This is a genomic window from Hydrogenophaga sp. L99 (assembly GCF_058731905.1).
On sequence record NZ_CM178972.1, the window covers coordinates 2,482,261 to 2,496,035 of the forward strand.

Annotated in this window: 13 protein-coding genes; 7 read left to right on the forward strand and 6 right to left on the reverse strand. The window is 63.9% G+C overall.

Annotation, left to right across the window (positions count from 1 at the left end; translation table 11 throughout):
• Positions 1 to 11: 11 nt before the first annotated feature.
• Positions 12 to 896: an alpha/beta hydrolase gene (locus tag AC4QBL_RS11825; protein ID WP_472901936.1), complete on the reverse strand. Its 885-nt coding sequence runs from the start codon at positions 894 to 896 to the stop codon at positions 12 to 14.
• A 165-nt stretch (positions 897 to 1,061) separates the two neighbouring features.
• On the opposite strand from AC4QBL_RS11825, the gene AC4QBL_RS11830 reads away from it, so the two are divergent.
• The 4 genes from AC4QBL_RS11830 (at position 1,062) to AC4QBL_RS11845 (ending at position 4,474) form a co-directional block, all read left to right on the forward strand.
• Entirely contained in the window at positions 1,062 to 1,904 is an 843-nt protein-coding gene (locus AC4QBL_RS11830) for an NAD(P)-dependent oxidoreductase (RefSeq protein ID WP_492131660.1), read from the forward strand.
• Between the two features lie 88 nt (positions 1,905 to 1,992).
• Positions 1,993 to 2,808, forward strand: coding sequence for a motility protein A (locus tag AC4QBL_RS11835; protein WP_472901938.1), 816 nt, complete (start codon positions 1,993 to 1,995; stop codon positions 2,806 to 2,808).
• Between the two features lie 16 nt (positions 2,809 to 2,824).
• Positions 2,825 to 3,643 (forward strand): OmpA family protein, encoded by an 819-nt coding sequence (locus tag AC4QBL_RS11840; RefSeq protein ID WP_472901939.1) that lies wholly within the window; start codon positions 2,825 to 2,827, stop codon positions 3,641 to 3,643.
• Positions 3,644 to 3,871: 228 nt separating this feature from the next.
• Positions 3,872 to 4,474 carry a response regulator gene (locus AC4QBL_RS11845; RefSeq protein ID WP_472901940.1) on the forward strand — a complete coding sequence of 201 codons (603 nt, stop codon included), beginning with the start codon at positions 3,872 to 3,874 and terminating at the stop codon, positions 4,472 to 4,474.
• 129 nt (positions 4,475 to 4,603) lie between these two features.
• On the opposite strand, the gene AC4QBL_RS11850 is transcribed toward AC4QBL_RS11845, so the two are convergent.
• The 3 genes from AC4QBL_RS11850 to orn all read right to left on the reverse strand — a co-directional run bounded on the left by AC4QBL_RS11850 (position 4,604) and on the right by orn (position 9,243).
• Positions 4,604 to 6,544 (reverse strand): DEAD/DEAH box helicase, encoded by a 1,941-nt coding sequence (locus AC4QBL_RS11850; protein ID WP_472901941.1) that lies wholly within the window; start codon positions 6,542 to 6,544, stop codon positions 4,604 to 4,606.
• Positions 6,545 to 6,948: 404 nt separating this feature from the next.
• Positions 6,949 to 8,535: an inorganic phosphate transporter gene (locus AC4QBL_RS11855; RefSeq protein ID WP_472901942.1), complete on the reverse strand. Its 1,587-nt coding sequence runs from the start codon at positions 8,533 to 8,535 to the stop codon at positions 6,949 to 6,951.
• Between the two features lie 105 nt (positions 8,536 to 8,640).
• Positions 8,641 to 9,243 carry an oligoribonuclease gene (orn, locus tag AC4QBL_RS11860; protein WP_472901943.1) on the reverse strand — a complete coding sequence of 201 codons (603 nt, stop codon included), beginning with the start codon at positions 9,241 to 9,243 and terminating at the stop codon, positions 8,641 to 8,643.
• A gap of 100 nt (positions 9,244 to 9,343) precedes the next feature.
• Here orn and AC4QBL_RS11865 point away from each other — a divergent pair, with 100 nt between their 5' ends.
• Genes AC4QBL_RS11865 through rsgA form a run of 3 tightly spaced genes read left to right on the forward strand, consistent with a single transcriptional unit; the run spans position 9,344 to position 11,988 of the window.
• Complete coding sequence (locus AC4QBL_RS11865) at positions 9,344 to 10,633, forward strand: M48 family metallopeptidase (protein ID WP_472901944.1); 1,290 nt, start codon at positions 9,344 to 9,346, stop codon at positions 10,631 to 10,633.
• A 15-nt stretch (positions 10,634 to 10,648) separates the two neighbouring features.
• Complete coding sequence (locus tag AC4QBL_RS11870) at positions 10,649 to 10,969, forward strand: 4a-hydroxytetrahydrobiopterin dehydratase (protein ID WP_472901945.1); 321 nt, start codon at positions 10,649 to 10,651, stop codon at positions 10,967 to 10,969.
• A gap of 32 nt (positions 10,970 to 11,001) precedes the next feature.
• Positions 11,002 to 11,988 (forward strand): ribosome small subunit-dependent GTPase A, encoded by a 987-nt coding sequence (rsgA, locus tag AC4QBL_RS11875; protein ID WP_472901946.1) that lies wholly within the window; start codon positions 11,002 to 11,004, stop codon positions 11,986 to 11,988.
• 26 nt (positions 11,989 to 12,014) lie between these two features.
• Here the strand turns inward: rsgA and AC4QBL_RS11880 are convergent, their stop codons facing one another.
• Entirely contained in the window at positions 12,015 to 12,950 is a 936-nt protein-coding gene (locus AC4QBL_RS11880; protein ID WP_472901947.1) for a CobD/CbiB family protein, read from the reverse strand.
• Positions 12,951 to 13,031: 81 nt separating this feature from the next.
• Complete coding sequence (locus AC4QBL_RS11885; RefSeq protein WP_472901948.1) at positions 13,032 to 13,715, reverse strand: CoA pyrophosphatase; 684 nt, start codon at positions 13,713 to 13,715, stop codon at positions 13,032 to 13,034.
• Positions 13,716 to 13,775 lie beyond the last annotated feature (60 nt).

Genomic DNA, 13,775 nt, shown 5'->3' on the forward strand with positions numbered 1-13,775 from the left:
CAGGGCTGGGCCTACGCCTTCAGCAGCTGGCGTGCCAGCTGGTGCAACCGGTGCCCGGACTGCACCAGCGCCTCCAACACACTGAAGTGGTTCAGGCCCGGCAGGGCTTCGCACACTGGCACCACACCGCGGCCCCAGACCTGCTGGATCAACTGGTTGTGGCGCAAAAACTCAGCGCTCTCGTTGCCCCCGGCCACGGTGTAAAGCACCCCGCGCCCACCATGCACCACAGGCGACGGCAGCAGCGCCGGACTGGCTTGCTTCACCTGCTCGGGCGTGAGCCGCAGCGAGTCGGCCAAAAACGGTGTGTGGCGCAGCGGCTCCAGGTCGTATAGGCCTGAAATAGACAGCGCGTTTTTCACCAGTGCCGTTGGCAAGTCGGCCTGGTAGGTGGGCCATTGGCAGGCCAGCAGCATGGCGGCCAGGTGCCCACCGGCCGAATGGCCCACCACCGTGATACGGCTCGGGTCACCGCCATGGGTGGCGATGTGGCGGTACACCCAGGCCAGCGCTTTCACCATTTGCATCGTGATGTCTGGAATGGTGACCGCCGGGCACAGCGCGTAGTTGGGCACCACCACGCAGGCGCCCTGCTTCACAAAAGGCGGTGCCAGAAACGAGTGGTCGGCTTTGTCCAGGCTGCGCCAGTAGCCGCCGTGAATGAACACCAGCACCGGTGCGGGCGCCGTGCCCGGCTGGCGCGCGGCGGGAAAAATGTCCAGCGTTTCACCGTTGCCGTGCCCGTAGGCCACGTCCAGCAGGGCATCGCCATCGGCTCGGGCCGCGGCGGAATCTCGGGCCCAGCGCTCAAAATGGCTCGCGTGCTCGGGCACCAGGGCGCGGTTGTTGTACTGGCTGTCCAGCCAGGCCGGGTCGGGGCGTTGGGGGGCTTTCATGCGTCGGCATTGTGTCACGCACCCCCGCCACACTCCACCTACAATTTTCAAAACGCCTCTCTTGCAGACCCCATCGACCACCCGAAGAAGACCCACGTGAACACCTCTACCGCGTCCCAGAAACCTTCTCAACAACCGGCCCAGGTGGCCGTGCTCGGCATCGGCATGATGGGTTTTCCCATGGCGCGCCGCTTGTGTGAAGCCGGTTGCACCGTGAGCGTGTGGAACCGCTCGAAAACCAAGGCCGAGCGCCTGCTGCCCTTCGGCGCCCGTGTGGCTGAAACACCGGCCGAAGCCGTGGCCCAGGCCGACATCGTCATCACGCTGCTGGAAAACGGCGCCGTGGTGGAAGACGTGCTGTTAGCCCAAGGCGCCGCCCCTGCCCTGCGCCCGGGCACGCTGGTGGTGGACATGTCGTCCATACAGCCGCGCCAGGCACGCGAGCACGCCGCCCGGCTGCAAGCACAGGGTGTGCAGCACCTCGACGCCCCCGTGTCGGGCGGCACGGTGGGCGCTGAACAAGGCACGCTCGCCATCATGGCGGGCGGGGAAGCCGCCGACTTTGAGCGCGCACAGCCGCTGCTGGAACTGCTGGGGCGCCCCACGCATGTGGGCCCACACGGCGCCGGCCAGCTGGCCAAACTGGCCAACCAGATGATTGTGGGCATCACCATTGGCGCAGTGGCCGAAGCCCTGTTGCTCTGCGAAAAAGGTGGCGCCGACATGGCCAAGGTCAAGCAAGCCATCACCGGCGGTTTTGCCGACAGCCGCATCTTGCAGGTGCATGGCCAGCGCATGGTTGAACGCGACTTCACCAAACGCGCGGCCATCACCGTGCAGCTCAAAGACATGCGCAACGCGCTGGCCACGGCCGGCGAAATTGGCTTTGAAGCGCCCATCACTGGCCTGTTTGAACAGCTCTTTGCCCAAGCCACCGAACACGGGCTGGGCGACCTGGACCACTCGGCCCTGTTTGTTGAGCTGGCGCAGCGCAACGGTATGCGCTGAAGAGCACCCAAAAAACCACCCTGTTCCGGCCTTTGGCCGGCACCCGCCCCAAGGAAAATGATGTGATCTTTTCCCTGGAGCGTTCCGTTTGAATCCCTCTACCCTGATCGGCATTCTGGTCAGCACCGCGTTTCTCGCGGTGGTGCTGCTGTTCGCTGTGGACGACCCGATGCTGTTCGTCGACGTGCCGGGCCTGGCCATCGTGCTGGGCGGCACGCTGGCCGCCACGTTTCTGAGCTACCCGCTGCGCGAGGTGCTGCGGATTTTCCACCTGGTGGGTACGGTGTTTCGCCACGACCGGCTCAACACCAGCAAAGACATTGACGAGCTGGTGCGCATGTCGCGCCTGTGGATCCAGGGCGATCTGCGCGCCGTTGAACAGGCGCTGGCCCAGGTGACCAACCCGTTTCTGCGCACCGGCGTGCAGCTCATCATCGACCGCACGCCAGAGACCGACATTTTGGACCTGCTGCAATGGCGTATCACCCGCATGCGGGCCAAAGAAACCGCTGAAGCCCAGCTGTTTCGCGTCATGGCCAACTACGCGCCAGCCTTTGGCATGCTGGGCACCTTGCTGGGTTTGATCAACCTCATGGACCTACTGGGTGCAGGCGACATGAACGCGATTGGCAAGCAACTCGGTATTGCCCTCATGACCACGTTTTACGGCGTGCTGCTGGCCAACCTGGTGTTCAAACCGGTGGCGGTGAAGCTGGAGCGCCGGACCGAACAGCGCCTGATCTTGATGAACATGGTCATGGAAGGCATTTCGATGATGTGCAACCGCCGCACCCCAGCCGTGATGCGCGAAACGCTCAAAACCTTTGCAGCCCGCTACGACGATGAAATTTACGACGGACAGCGCAACGCTGCAGGATACGGTGCCGGCCAACGGCCCACCTGAGCAGGCGCGTTGACCCATGAAAACCCTGGACCCGCTTGAGCGTGACAACGCGTTTGGCGCAGCGCCTGACACGCCGCCCAACGCAGCGCTAACTAACAACCAACCAGCGCCAAACCACGCACCCCCACCCAGCGCACGCCCACGCCACACGGCCAACCGCTGGCACATCGAGCCCGTGATGGAAGCGCAAGAAGAAAGCTGGCTGATGACCTACCTGGACGTCATCACCCTGCTGTTGGTGATGATGGTGGTCATGCTGTCGTTGGCCGGGCCGCCCAACGGCGAAACCACCACCGACGCTGAACACCCGCAGCCAGACCCCGTGGCCGCAGCACCGGTGCCCACCCAGGTGTCGCCCGACATCGTGCCGCCCGTGCCCCTGCCGGTGGCGCTGCCCGCCGCCACCGATCCCCTGGCCGGGCTGCCGCTGGAGCAGCTGGGCAAAGATATTGAAGTGGTGAAAAGCGACACCGGCGTTCGCCTTCGTATCAGCAGTGAAATCTTGTTCAGCTCCGGCGCCGCCAGTCTGGCCCAGGGCGGGCTTTCGGTGCTGGACACCCTACTGCCCGTGCTGAACGCCCAACCCGAGCTGCGCCTGGTGGTCGAAGGCCACACGGACAACGTCCCCATACAGACCGAGCGGTTCCCGTCCAACTGGGAGCTGTCAACCGGCCGCGCCGCCAGCGTGGCCCGGTATTTGATTGAGCGCGGCATTGCACCGCAGCGGCTGCAAGCCACTGGCTATGCCGATACCCGCCCGATCAGCGATGCACAGAGTCCTTCGGAGAAGGCGCTCAACCGGCGGGTGGAGTTGACGATGGAGATACCGCGGTAGGTAGGGTGACCTTCCCTGAGGCGCGCGGCTTTCAAAGCCTTCCCACCGAGGTTGGAGGATCGTTTGGTGGCACTGACCGGGGAACCAAAACACCGCACCAGGTTTGCAGGATTGGCCCCTCCCCTTTCTCAACCCGAACGCAATGGCGCGTTCAGTACACAAAATGTGCAAACAACAATAGAAAAATGTCAAAATAAGACGATCTATCTAATTTTGTCGGTTCAACACATGTCTACATCTTCCGATTACTGTGGCACTTTTGAAGCAGCTCGCATGCTCGGCCTGTCGGTGGGCACCGTGCAGTCGCTCGTGGAACGGGGCGAGCTTGAGGCGTGGAAAACCCAAGGCGGCCACCGCCGTATTGCCAACCAGTCTCTGCGCGATTACCAAGCCCGGCACGGAAACCAGGGCTCAAGCGGCCCTGAAAGCAACCCGATGCTGCGGGTGTTGGTGGTCGATGACGACTTGGTGACGCTGGAAGTGGTGCGTGCCGCAACCGAACAGTGGGGTCTGCCTTTGTCCTGCACGCTGATGTCTTCTGCGGTGGAAGCGCTGCTACAAATTGGGACGCTGCGACCGCATGTGTTGCTGACCGATCTGAGCATGCCCGGCGTGGACGGCTTTGAGTTGCTGCACTCGCTGCGCAGCAACCCGGCGTTTGCCTCCATGCTGCTGGTGGCGATCTCAGGGCTCAGCGAGGGCGAAGTGAAGGCCAAGGGCGGGCTGCCAGCCGACACGGTGTTTCTGAAAAAGCCGCTGGACCTGCGGTGGCTGCATGGTTTTTTGTCTGCCTTGGTGGCGACCAGACAACTCAAGGCTGCTCAGATCTGACAGCCTTGTCCGCAAGGCTGTGCTGAACAGCGCCCTCGCTGTTCGACCGCCGAGTCAGACCCGCACAGGCAAAAAAAAGCCGGACACAAGGTCCGGCTTTTTTATGGGCCCGAGGGCCCTTTGGTGCACTCAGCGTGGGCTGCGACGCGCCACGGGGCGAGCCGGTGCGCCACCTTCAGGGCGGCGGGGAGCGAACTCACCACCGCGCATGGCAGCGCGCTCGGAGTTGCCGCGGTCGCTGAAACGGTCACCACCGCGGGTGTCGGGGCGACTGTCTGGGCGGCCAAAGCTGGAGAAACCAGCTGGCTTGGCGCCGAAACCAGCGCGTGCTGGCGGCTTGTCACCAAAACCACGGCCTGCAGGGCGGCTGTCGCCACGGTTGTCAAAGCGGTTTTCGCTGCGAGGGGCTTCGCGCTCGAAACGGTTGCCTTCGAAGCGGGGTGCATCACCACGGCCTTCGAAGCGAGGCGCATCACCGCGACCTTCAAAGCGCGGTGCGTCACCACGGCCTTCGAAACGCGGGCCACGCGGTGCTGGCGCGCCACGGCGGTCGGCAAAGCGGTCGTTGCTGTTGCCACGGCCGCCTGGGCGGCCACCGGGGGCACCACCGCGTCCAAACGGCTCGGCGGACGGAGCGCGCTGGCGCGGCTCCATGCCAGGGATGGTTTCAACGGCAATGCGCTGGCGGGTGAAGGCTTCAATGTCGAAGATCTTGCGGCGGTCGCGCATTTCGGCAAACGTGATGGCCTGACCATCGCGGCCGGCACGGCCGGTGCGGCCAATGCGGTGCGTGTAGTCTTCGGCTTTCATCGGCAGGCCAAAGTTGAACACGTGGGTGATGGTGGGCACGTCAATACCGCGGGCCGCCACATCGGTGGCCACCAGAATCTGCACCTGGCCGTCGCGCAGCGCCATCAGGCGGCGGTTGCGAATGCCCTGGCTCAGTGCGCCATGCAAGGCCACGGCGGCAAAGCCGGACTGTTGCAAGTCGGTGGCGAGGCCGTCGCATTCAATTTGCGTGCTGCAAAACACAATGGCCTGGTTGATGGTGGTGTCGCGCAACCAGTGGTCGAGCAGCGTGCGCTTGTGCTGGGCGTTGTCGGCCCAGAACAGCTTTTGCTGGATGTTGACGTGCTGCTCTTGCGGGCTGTCGATCTGGATTTTCTGGACGTGCTTGCCGCCGTCGTGCATCACGCGCATGGCGAGCTGCTGAATGCGGGGGGCAAACGTGGCCGAGAACATCATGGTCTGGCGGCGCTGGCTGGTCATGTCGTTGACATCGGCCAGGTCGTCGGAGAAGCCCAGGTCGAGCATGCGGTCGGCTTCGTCAACCACCAGGAACTGCACTTTGTCGAGTTTGATTTGCTGCGAGCGCTGCAGATCCAGCAAGCGGCCAGGGGTGGCCACCACCAGATCGGCGTTTTGCAGGCGTGCAATCTGCACCTGGTAAGGCATACCGCCCACCACGTTGGCAATGCGCAGGCCGCGGCAATGGCGCACCAGGTCGATGGCGTCTTGCGCCACCTGCTGGGCCAGTTCGCGGGTAGGGCACAAGATCAGGGCGCCGGGGGTGGCGGCCTTGAAGTTGCGTGCGCTGGTGGGGTCTTTGCGCTTGGGGCGCTTGGGGGCAACTTCACCGCGTGCCAGGGCTTCGGCCACGGAGCGGTCGAAGTCGGCGCGCTCTTGGGCTTCTGCCTGGGCTTGCTGTTGCAGCAACGTGTGCAGCACGGGCAGCAAGAAAGCAGCGGTCTTGCCGCTACCGGTCTGGCTGGAAACCATCAGGTCGGCAAAACGGGCTTCGCCTTCGGCCAACATGGCCTTGGGCACCACATTGTTTTGAACCTGGGTGGGCTTGGTGTAACCCAAGTCGACACAGGCTTGCACCAGCTCGGGCGCCAGGCCCAGCAATTCAAAGCCGTTGGGCTCGGTTACCACCGGTGCGGCGTCGGCCACAGCGTCGGTTTCAGGAGCGGCTTCCACGGCCACGTCGGCCACTTCAGCGATAAAAGCGTCTTGCGCAGGCGAAAATTCGTCGCGGGTGTTGTCGGAGAAATCCAGTGAGTCGTTCATGTTCCATCATCCTGTGCGCAAAAAAATGGCGCGCACGTGATCGAGCAAAGCGGGAACTGTTCCGGGCAGACGGGCAAAGCCGGTGCCGCAGGGTCAGGCTGCTTCATTCGTGGTTGGCAAAAACATCAACCATCAAACGAAGAGCGCCGCTCGTCAGATCAGGAATCTGGCAGAGGATGGCGCATGGGCCCTGGAGATAAACATCAACCGTGAAGACCCGCCGAAGGTGGGTGGCTGTCACGGTCGTGGCCGTCATTGGGGAAGCTTGAGCGGTTTGGCTATTGGCTTCCCGACGGCATCAGGACTCTGAGTGTGAGGCAGATGCACAATATGCGCAGTTTCCTGCGCAGCCACTGATTATGGCAGATTTTAGGGAAAACCCTAGAATTATTTTTACACGCGGCTCAACTGAGCACGGCTGCCACGATGTGGAAGAGGATGGCCGCCAGCACCGCGGTGGCCGGCACGGTCACGATCCAGGCGGCCACGATGCGCATGACCGCCGAGCGTTTGACGATTTCCTGCTTGTAGGCTTTCTTCAGGGCCTTGCGCTCGCTCTTGGCAAACAGGGCGCCTTCGGCCTCCTCGCGTGCTTTGGTTCGGCGCTTCATGTCGGCCAGCATGCGTTTTTTCTCCAACACCTCGGCCGCCTCGAAGCGCTGCAGATACGCCTCAACCTCGGCCCGGTCTTGGCCCTGGTGGCCCGCAAACACCACGGCCTCCATCTTGGCGTAGTTCACCTTCAGCAACTCGCGCAGAAAACCCACACCAAACACCGCACCAATGGTCACGTGCGTGGTGGACACCGGCATTCCCAGCTGGGCCGCCACGATCACGGTGAGCGTGGCCGCCATGGCAATAGAGTACGCACGCATGTTGTCCAGCTCGGTGATTTCCTTGCCCACGGTGCGAATCAGCTTGGCGCCATACAAAGCCAGACCAATGGCCAAGCCCAGCGCACCCAGCACCATGATCCACAGGGGCGTTGCGGCCTTGGTGGCCACTGCGCCCGACTTCACCGCTTCGTAAATAGCCGCAAGGGGGCCAATGGCGTTGGCCACGTCGTTGGCGCCATGGGCAAAGCTCAACAATGCGGCCGAGCACACCAGCGGCCAGGTGAACAAGCGGTTCACACCATCTTTGCTGTTGTCCTGGCGTGCCGCCATGCGCGCCACCGGCTTGCGGACCAATGCCCAGGCCACAGCGGCCATGAGCACACCGGCCAGCAGCGCCGTCACGAAGCCAACCTTGACCAACTGCCCCAGACCTTTGAGCATCATGTAGGTGCCAAAGGCCCACACCATGACAGCGATGAGCCACGGCACCATGCGGGTGGCCGCCTCGGTTTTTTCAGCCCGGTAGGTGATGCTGCGCTTGATGACGTAGAGGAAGCCCGCCGCAATGGCGCCGCCCATGAGGGGCGAAATAACCCAGCTCGCCACAATGGCGCCAATGGTGCTCCAGTTGACCAGGCCCCATCCACCCGCAGCAATACCCGCGCCCATGACGGCGCCAATGATGGAGTGTGTGGTGGACACGGGTGCGCCCACTGCGGTGGCGAGATTCAGCCAGAGCGCGCCGGCCAGCAGCGCCGCAAACATGACCCAGGCGAACCGGCTGGGGTCGGCAATTTGATCTGCGTCGATGATGCCGCCCTTGATGGTGCCCACCACCTCGCCCCCGGCCACGATGGCACCCAAGACTTCAAAAACCGCGGCGATCAGAATGGCCCAGCCCATGGTGATGGCGCCTGAACCCACAGCAGGGCCCAGATTGTTGGCCACATCGTTGGCGCCAATGTTCATGGCCATGTAAGCGCCCACAGCCGCTGCCACAATCAGCAGCCACACGGCCGACGACGCGAGACCCACCGTGGAGGCGCCGGTGAGCGAGGCGTACACACCAACCAGGATCAGGAACAAAACGGCCGCGCCGAGTTGCAGCACGTCTTGGTACTTCGAGACGAAACGGGATTTGGATTTTTTTGTCATAGAAAATTCGCGCAATTGTCTCAATTTTGACATGCTGCACGCAGCCCGCGCCACATCGGCGGGGCCCAAGCCAACACCTTGCAGCACCAGCCAGATGGGCGCGCTTCAGCGCAAAAAGTGCGTGCGGTAGTGCTCAAGTTCGTCAATCGACTCGTGCACATCGGCCAAGGCGGTGTGTTTCTGGTGCTTTTTAAACGCGTCGTACACCGCCGGGCTCCAGCGTTTGGCCAATTCTTTGAGCGTACTCACGTCCAGGCAGCGGTAGTGAAAATACGCCTCCAGCTTGGGCATGAACTTCACCAGAAAGCGGCGGTCTTGGCTAATGGTGTTGCCGCACATGGGCGAGCTGTTTTTGGGCACGTATTTGCCAATAAACGCCAGCAACTCGGCCTGCGCCTGCTCTTCGGTCACGGTGCTGGCGCGTACCTTGTCAATCAGGCCACTGCGGCCGTGCGTGCCCTTGTTCCAGTTGTCCATGGCACCCAGCACGGCGTCGCTCTGGTGAATCACCAGCACCGGGCCTTCCACCCGGGGCGTCAGTTGCGGGCCGGTGATCACCACCGCAATTTCCAGCAAGCGCTCCTTTTCCGGGTCGAGCCCGCTCATTTCGCAGTCGATCCAGACCAGGTTCTGGTCACTTTTGACCAAGGTAGGCACAGTTGCCGGGGTCGCGGCGGCGGGAATTTCAATGGGGTTGGTCGATGTCATGGCGTGATTTTCGCCGATCCGGCACAGTCGCCCGCCGGAGCGAGGGGAAACCTGTGGTCCGTGCGCCGCGGCGGGTACGGTCTTCGATAGACTCGCTGGCATGGACACCGAATCATTGATTTTCACCGCCGTCTTCTGCGCCCTGCTGGTGCTCAGCCTGATCACGCGCACCGTGCTGGCGAGCCGCCAGATACGGCATGTGGCCCGGCACCGCGGCACCGTGCCGGCGGCTTTCAGCCACACCATTTCACTGCCCGCCCACCAAAAGGCGGCCGACTACACCATCACCAAGTCGCGCTTTGGCTTGCTGGAGCTGGCCATTGACGCCGCGCTGCTGCTCGGCTGGACGCTGCTGGGCGGGCTGGACTGGCTCAACCAGACGCTGCTGGGCGCACTGGGTGGCGGCATGGTGCAACAACTGGCCTTGCTGGCAGCTTTCACGCTCATTGGCGGGCTGATTACGCTGCCGTTGGGGTGGTGGGCCACGTTCCGCATTGAAGAGCGCTTTGGCTTCAACAAAATGACGCTCTCCCTTTGGCTGGGTGACCTGGTCAAGGGCGCGCTCGTGGGTGCCCTGGTGGGGCTGCCCATCGCAGCGCTGGTGTTGTGGCTCATGGGCGCGGCAGGCGCCACCTGGTGGCTCTGGGCCTGGGGCGTGTGGATGGCGTTCAACTTGCTGGCGCTGGTGCTGTACCCCACAGTGATCGCGCCTTTGTTCAACAAATTTGAGCCGCTGCAAGACGAAACGCTGAAGGCCCGTGTGAACGCGCTGATGCAGCGCTGCGGCTTTGCGGCCAAGGGCTTGTTTGTCATGGACGGTAGCAAGCGCAGCGCCCACGCCAACGCGTACTTCACCGGTTTTGGCGCCGCCAAGCGCGTGGTGTTTTTTGACACCCTGTTGCAGCAGCTCAACCCGGCCGAAATTGATGCCGTGCTGGCGCACGAACTGGGCCACTACAAACGCCGCCACATCATCAAGCGTATTGCGCTTATGTTTGGCTTGAGCCTGCTGGGCTTCGCGCTGCTGGGCTGGTTGTCTGGACAAGCCTGGTTTTACACCGGGCTGGGCGTCATGCCGGCGCTGGATGCACCCAACGACGCCCTGGCCCTGCTGCTGTTCATGATGGCGGTGCCTCTGCTCACTTTTTTCCTTTCACCGCTGATGGCAGGCATGTCGCGCAGCCACGAATTTGAAGCCGACGCCTACGCCATGGCCCAGACCAATGGGGCGGATCTGGCCAGCGCATTGCTCAAGCTCTTCAAGGACAATGCCAGCACGCTCACTCCCGACCCGGTTTACGCGCGGTTTTATTACTCGCACCCGCCCGCCAGCGAGCGCCTGGCCCGCCTGCTGGCCGCCAGCCCCACCCACACCGCCACGCCTGCCTGAAGGCACACCGACACCATGAACCCCATTCACCAAAACCGCCGCGCCCTGTCGGCCACCGAAATCGTGACGCAACTCACCCAGCTCAACGGCGATGCCGCCCAAGGCTGGAAGCTCATCGACGGCGCGCTGGAGAAGACCTACACCTTCACCAACTTCCACGAAACCATGGCCTTCGTGAACGCGCTGGCCTGGGTGGCGCACCGCGAAGACCACCACCCCGACCTGGCCCTGGGCTACAGCCGTTGCACCGTGCGCTTCAACACGCACGACGTGGGCGGCATTTCGGTGAGCGACTTCTTCTGTGCGGCGGCGGTTGACGCCCTGCTGAAAGCCTGAATGCACCGCCTCACACCCGCAGGGCGCACCGCTTGAAGCGCAACCACACCCCGCAGCCCGCTGGGGCCAGCGCTGCGACGACACCCCCGACTGAAGGCTTGGTGGTGGCGGCCCACGGGCGGCACTGTCTGGTGGAAAGCCCCGACGGCGAACGCCGCATTTGCCACCCCCGCGGCAAAAAGAGCCAAGTCGTCGTGGGTGACCAGGTGCTGTGGCAGACCACGGGCGACGAAGGCAGCATCGAGCGCGTGCAGACGCGGCGCAACCTGTTTTACCGCCAGGACGAGATGCGGACCAAGTCGTTTGCGGCGAACCTGGACCAGATACTCGTGCTGGTGGCAGCCGACCCCGAGTTTTCAGAAAGCCAACTCGCGCGCGCGCTGATCGCGGCCGAGGCCGAGCACATCGACGTGCTGATCGTGCTCAACAAGAGCGACGTGCAGCCGGGCTTTGACCGCGCCTGGGCACGCCTGGCGCCCTACCGCCGCATGGGCTGTGCGGTACTGCCCTTGCGCCTCAAAGGTGAAACCGCCGCCACCACCGAAGCCGGGCTGGACGAGCTGCAAGCCCGATTGGCCGGCAAACGCACCCTGGTGCTCGGACCTTCGGGCGTGGGCAAAAGCACCTTGGTCAACCGGCTTGTGCCGCACGCGCGAGCGCTCACCGGTGAAATTTCTCGCGCGCTCAATTCGGGCAAGCACACCACCACCAGCACCACCTGGTATTGGGTGGACGAGCAACGCCAGACCGCCCTGATCGACTCGCCAGGTTTCCAGGAATTTGGCCTCAACCACATCGAACCCATGCAGCTGGCGCACCTGATGCCCGACCTGCGCGCCAACCTGGGCACCTGCCGTTTTTACAACTGCACCCATTTGCACGAACCCGGTTGCGCCGTGGTGTCGCATGTACAGACCGGTGACGAGCCTTCGGCCAACGATGCCCTGGCCATCAACCCTTACCGCTACCAGATCTACCGGGAACTGTTCGACGAACTGTCGAACAAGCGGCGCTACTGAGCGGCTGAGAGCGGAGGCGTCTGCGCTCAGCCCACCAGCCGGGCCAGCGTCAACAAAGCCAGCAGCAGCATCCAGAGCACCACGGTGCGCCACACCAGGCCCACCACGCTACCCAGATGCGCCAACTGGGGCTCGGGGCGCAAGCTGTTGTCGGCATCGTCAATGGGATCGGCGCTCTCCGGCTGCGACGCCAGCCGCACGTTGAGCGCGCCCGACGTGGCGGCGAGCACCACACCGTCGCTGCCCGGTGCAAAGCGTTCGGCGTCACCCCGCCAGCTCGCCACCGCTTCTTCAAAGTTGCCCACAATGGCAAAGCCCAGTGCCGTCACGCGGGCTGGCAGGTGGTCGACCCATTGCCAAGCCAGCGCGGCGGCACGGCGCAAGGCTTCGCTGGGGGTGCCGTCGGGGCGAGCGCGCCAGTTGCGCGACAGGTACTCGGCCATGCGGTACAGCACCGCGCCCGCAGGCCCCAGGCCAAGCACCCAGAACACGACGAACGCAACCAGCACACCAAACACATGGCGGTGGGCCGACAGCACCGAATGCTCGATCACCTGGCGCAACAGCTCGGTGCGGGGCAGGCTGCTGGCGTCCACTTGCAGCCATTGCGCCAGCTTTTCCCGCGCAGCCATGTCGTCGCCCACGTCCAGCGCCTGCCGGATCTCGCTGAAATGGTGGCTGAACTGCCGGAAACCCAGGGTCACATACAACACCCCGACCATCCACACAAAAGCAAGCACGGTGCTGAATTGCCACAGTCCCCAGTAAACCAGACCCGCCACCAGCGCGGGCACGCCCGCCGCTAGCGCCCAGGCCGTCCAGCCGTGGGCCGATTGTCCGGCGTCGAGGTTGCGGCGCACCATGCGGGCCCAGCCACGCAAGCCCGCGTGAACCGGGTTGTCGTGCGCGAGCGGGCGGGCCTGCTCCAGCAACAGCGCGATCAGGATGGCGAAAAAACTCATGGCGTCATCATAGCGGCGCAGGTGCCGACCGCCGTGCCGGTGGCCCCCTCAGAGACCGCCCAAACGGCCACCCCTGGCCACTCATGCGCTGAGCATGCGGTAGAAGTTGCGCAACATGCCGGCCGTGGCGCCCCAGATGAAGCGCTCCTGGGCGCCGTCCTGGTAAGGCATGGAATACCACTCGCGCACCACCCCCTTAAATGTCCAGGCGTGGCGACGGTGGTGCAGCGGGTTCATGAGGTAAGCCAGCGGCACCTCAAACACGTCGTCCACCTCCTGCGGGTTGGGCTGCAAGGCGAATCCCGGTTGCACCAGCCCCACCACGGGTGTCACGGTGAACGCGGTGCCCGTGACATACACCGGCAAGGTACCCAGCACCTCCACGCGCTCGGGTGGCAGGCCAATTTCTTCGTGCGTTTCGCGCAGCGCCGCCGCCGTGGCGCTGGCATCTGTGGCGTCGAGCTTGCCACCCGGCAGCGCAATTTGCCCCGAGTGGGTAGACAAATGCAACGTGCGCTGCGTCAAGATCAGCATCAGCTGCTCGCGCATGACCAGGGGCAGCAGCACCGCCGCCTGGGCCGGCGCACGGTCGGCAAACATCTTTTCCTCCCGCAGCTCGGGCGTCCAGATGGGCGGACTGGCGAACAGCTGGCGCAAACCCTGCGGCGTCAGCCGGTGGGCGGCAGGCGCACACAAGCCATCGGCCTGCGCACCTTGCACCACAGGCACCTGGCGCGGATCAAAAATGGGCAAAGGCTTGAGCATGGCGCCAAGCATAAGGTCTGCCGGGCTGGCACAGCGGCCGCCTCGGTGACTGCCAGGTAG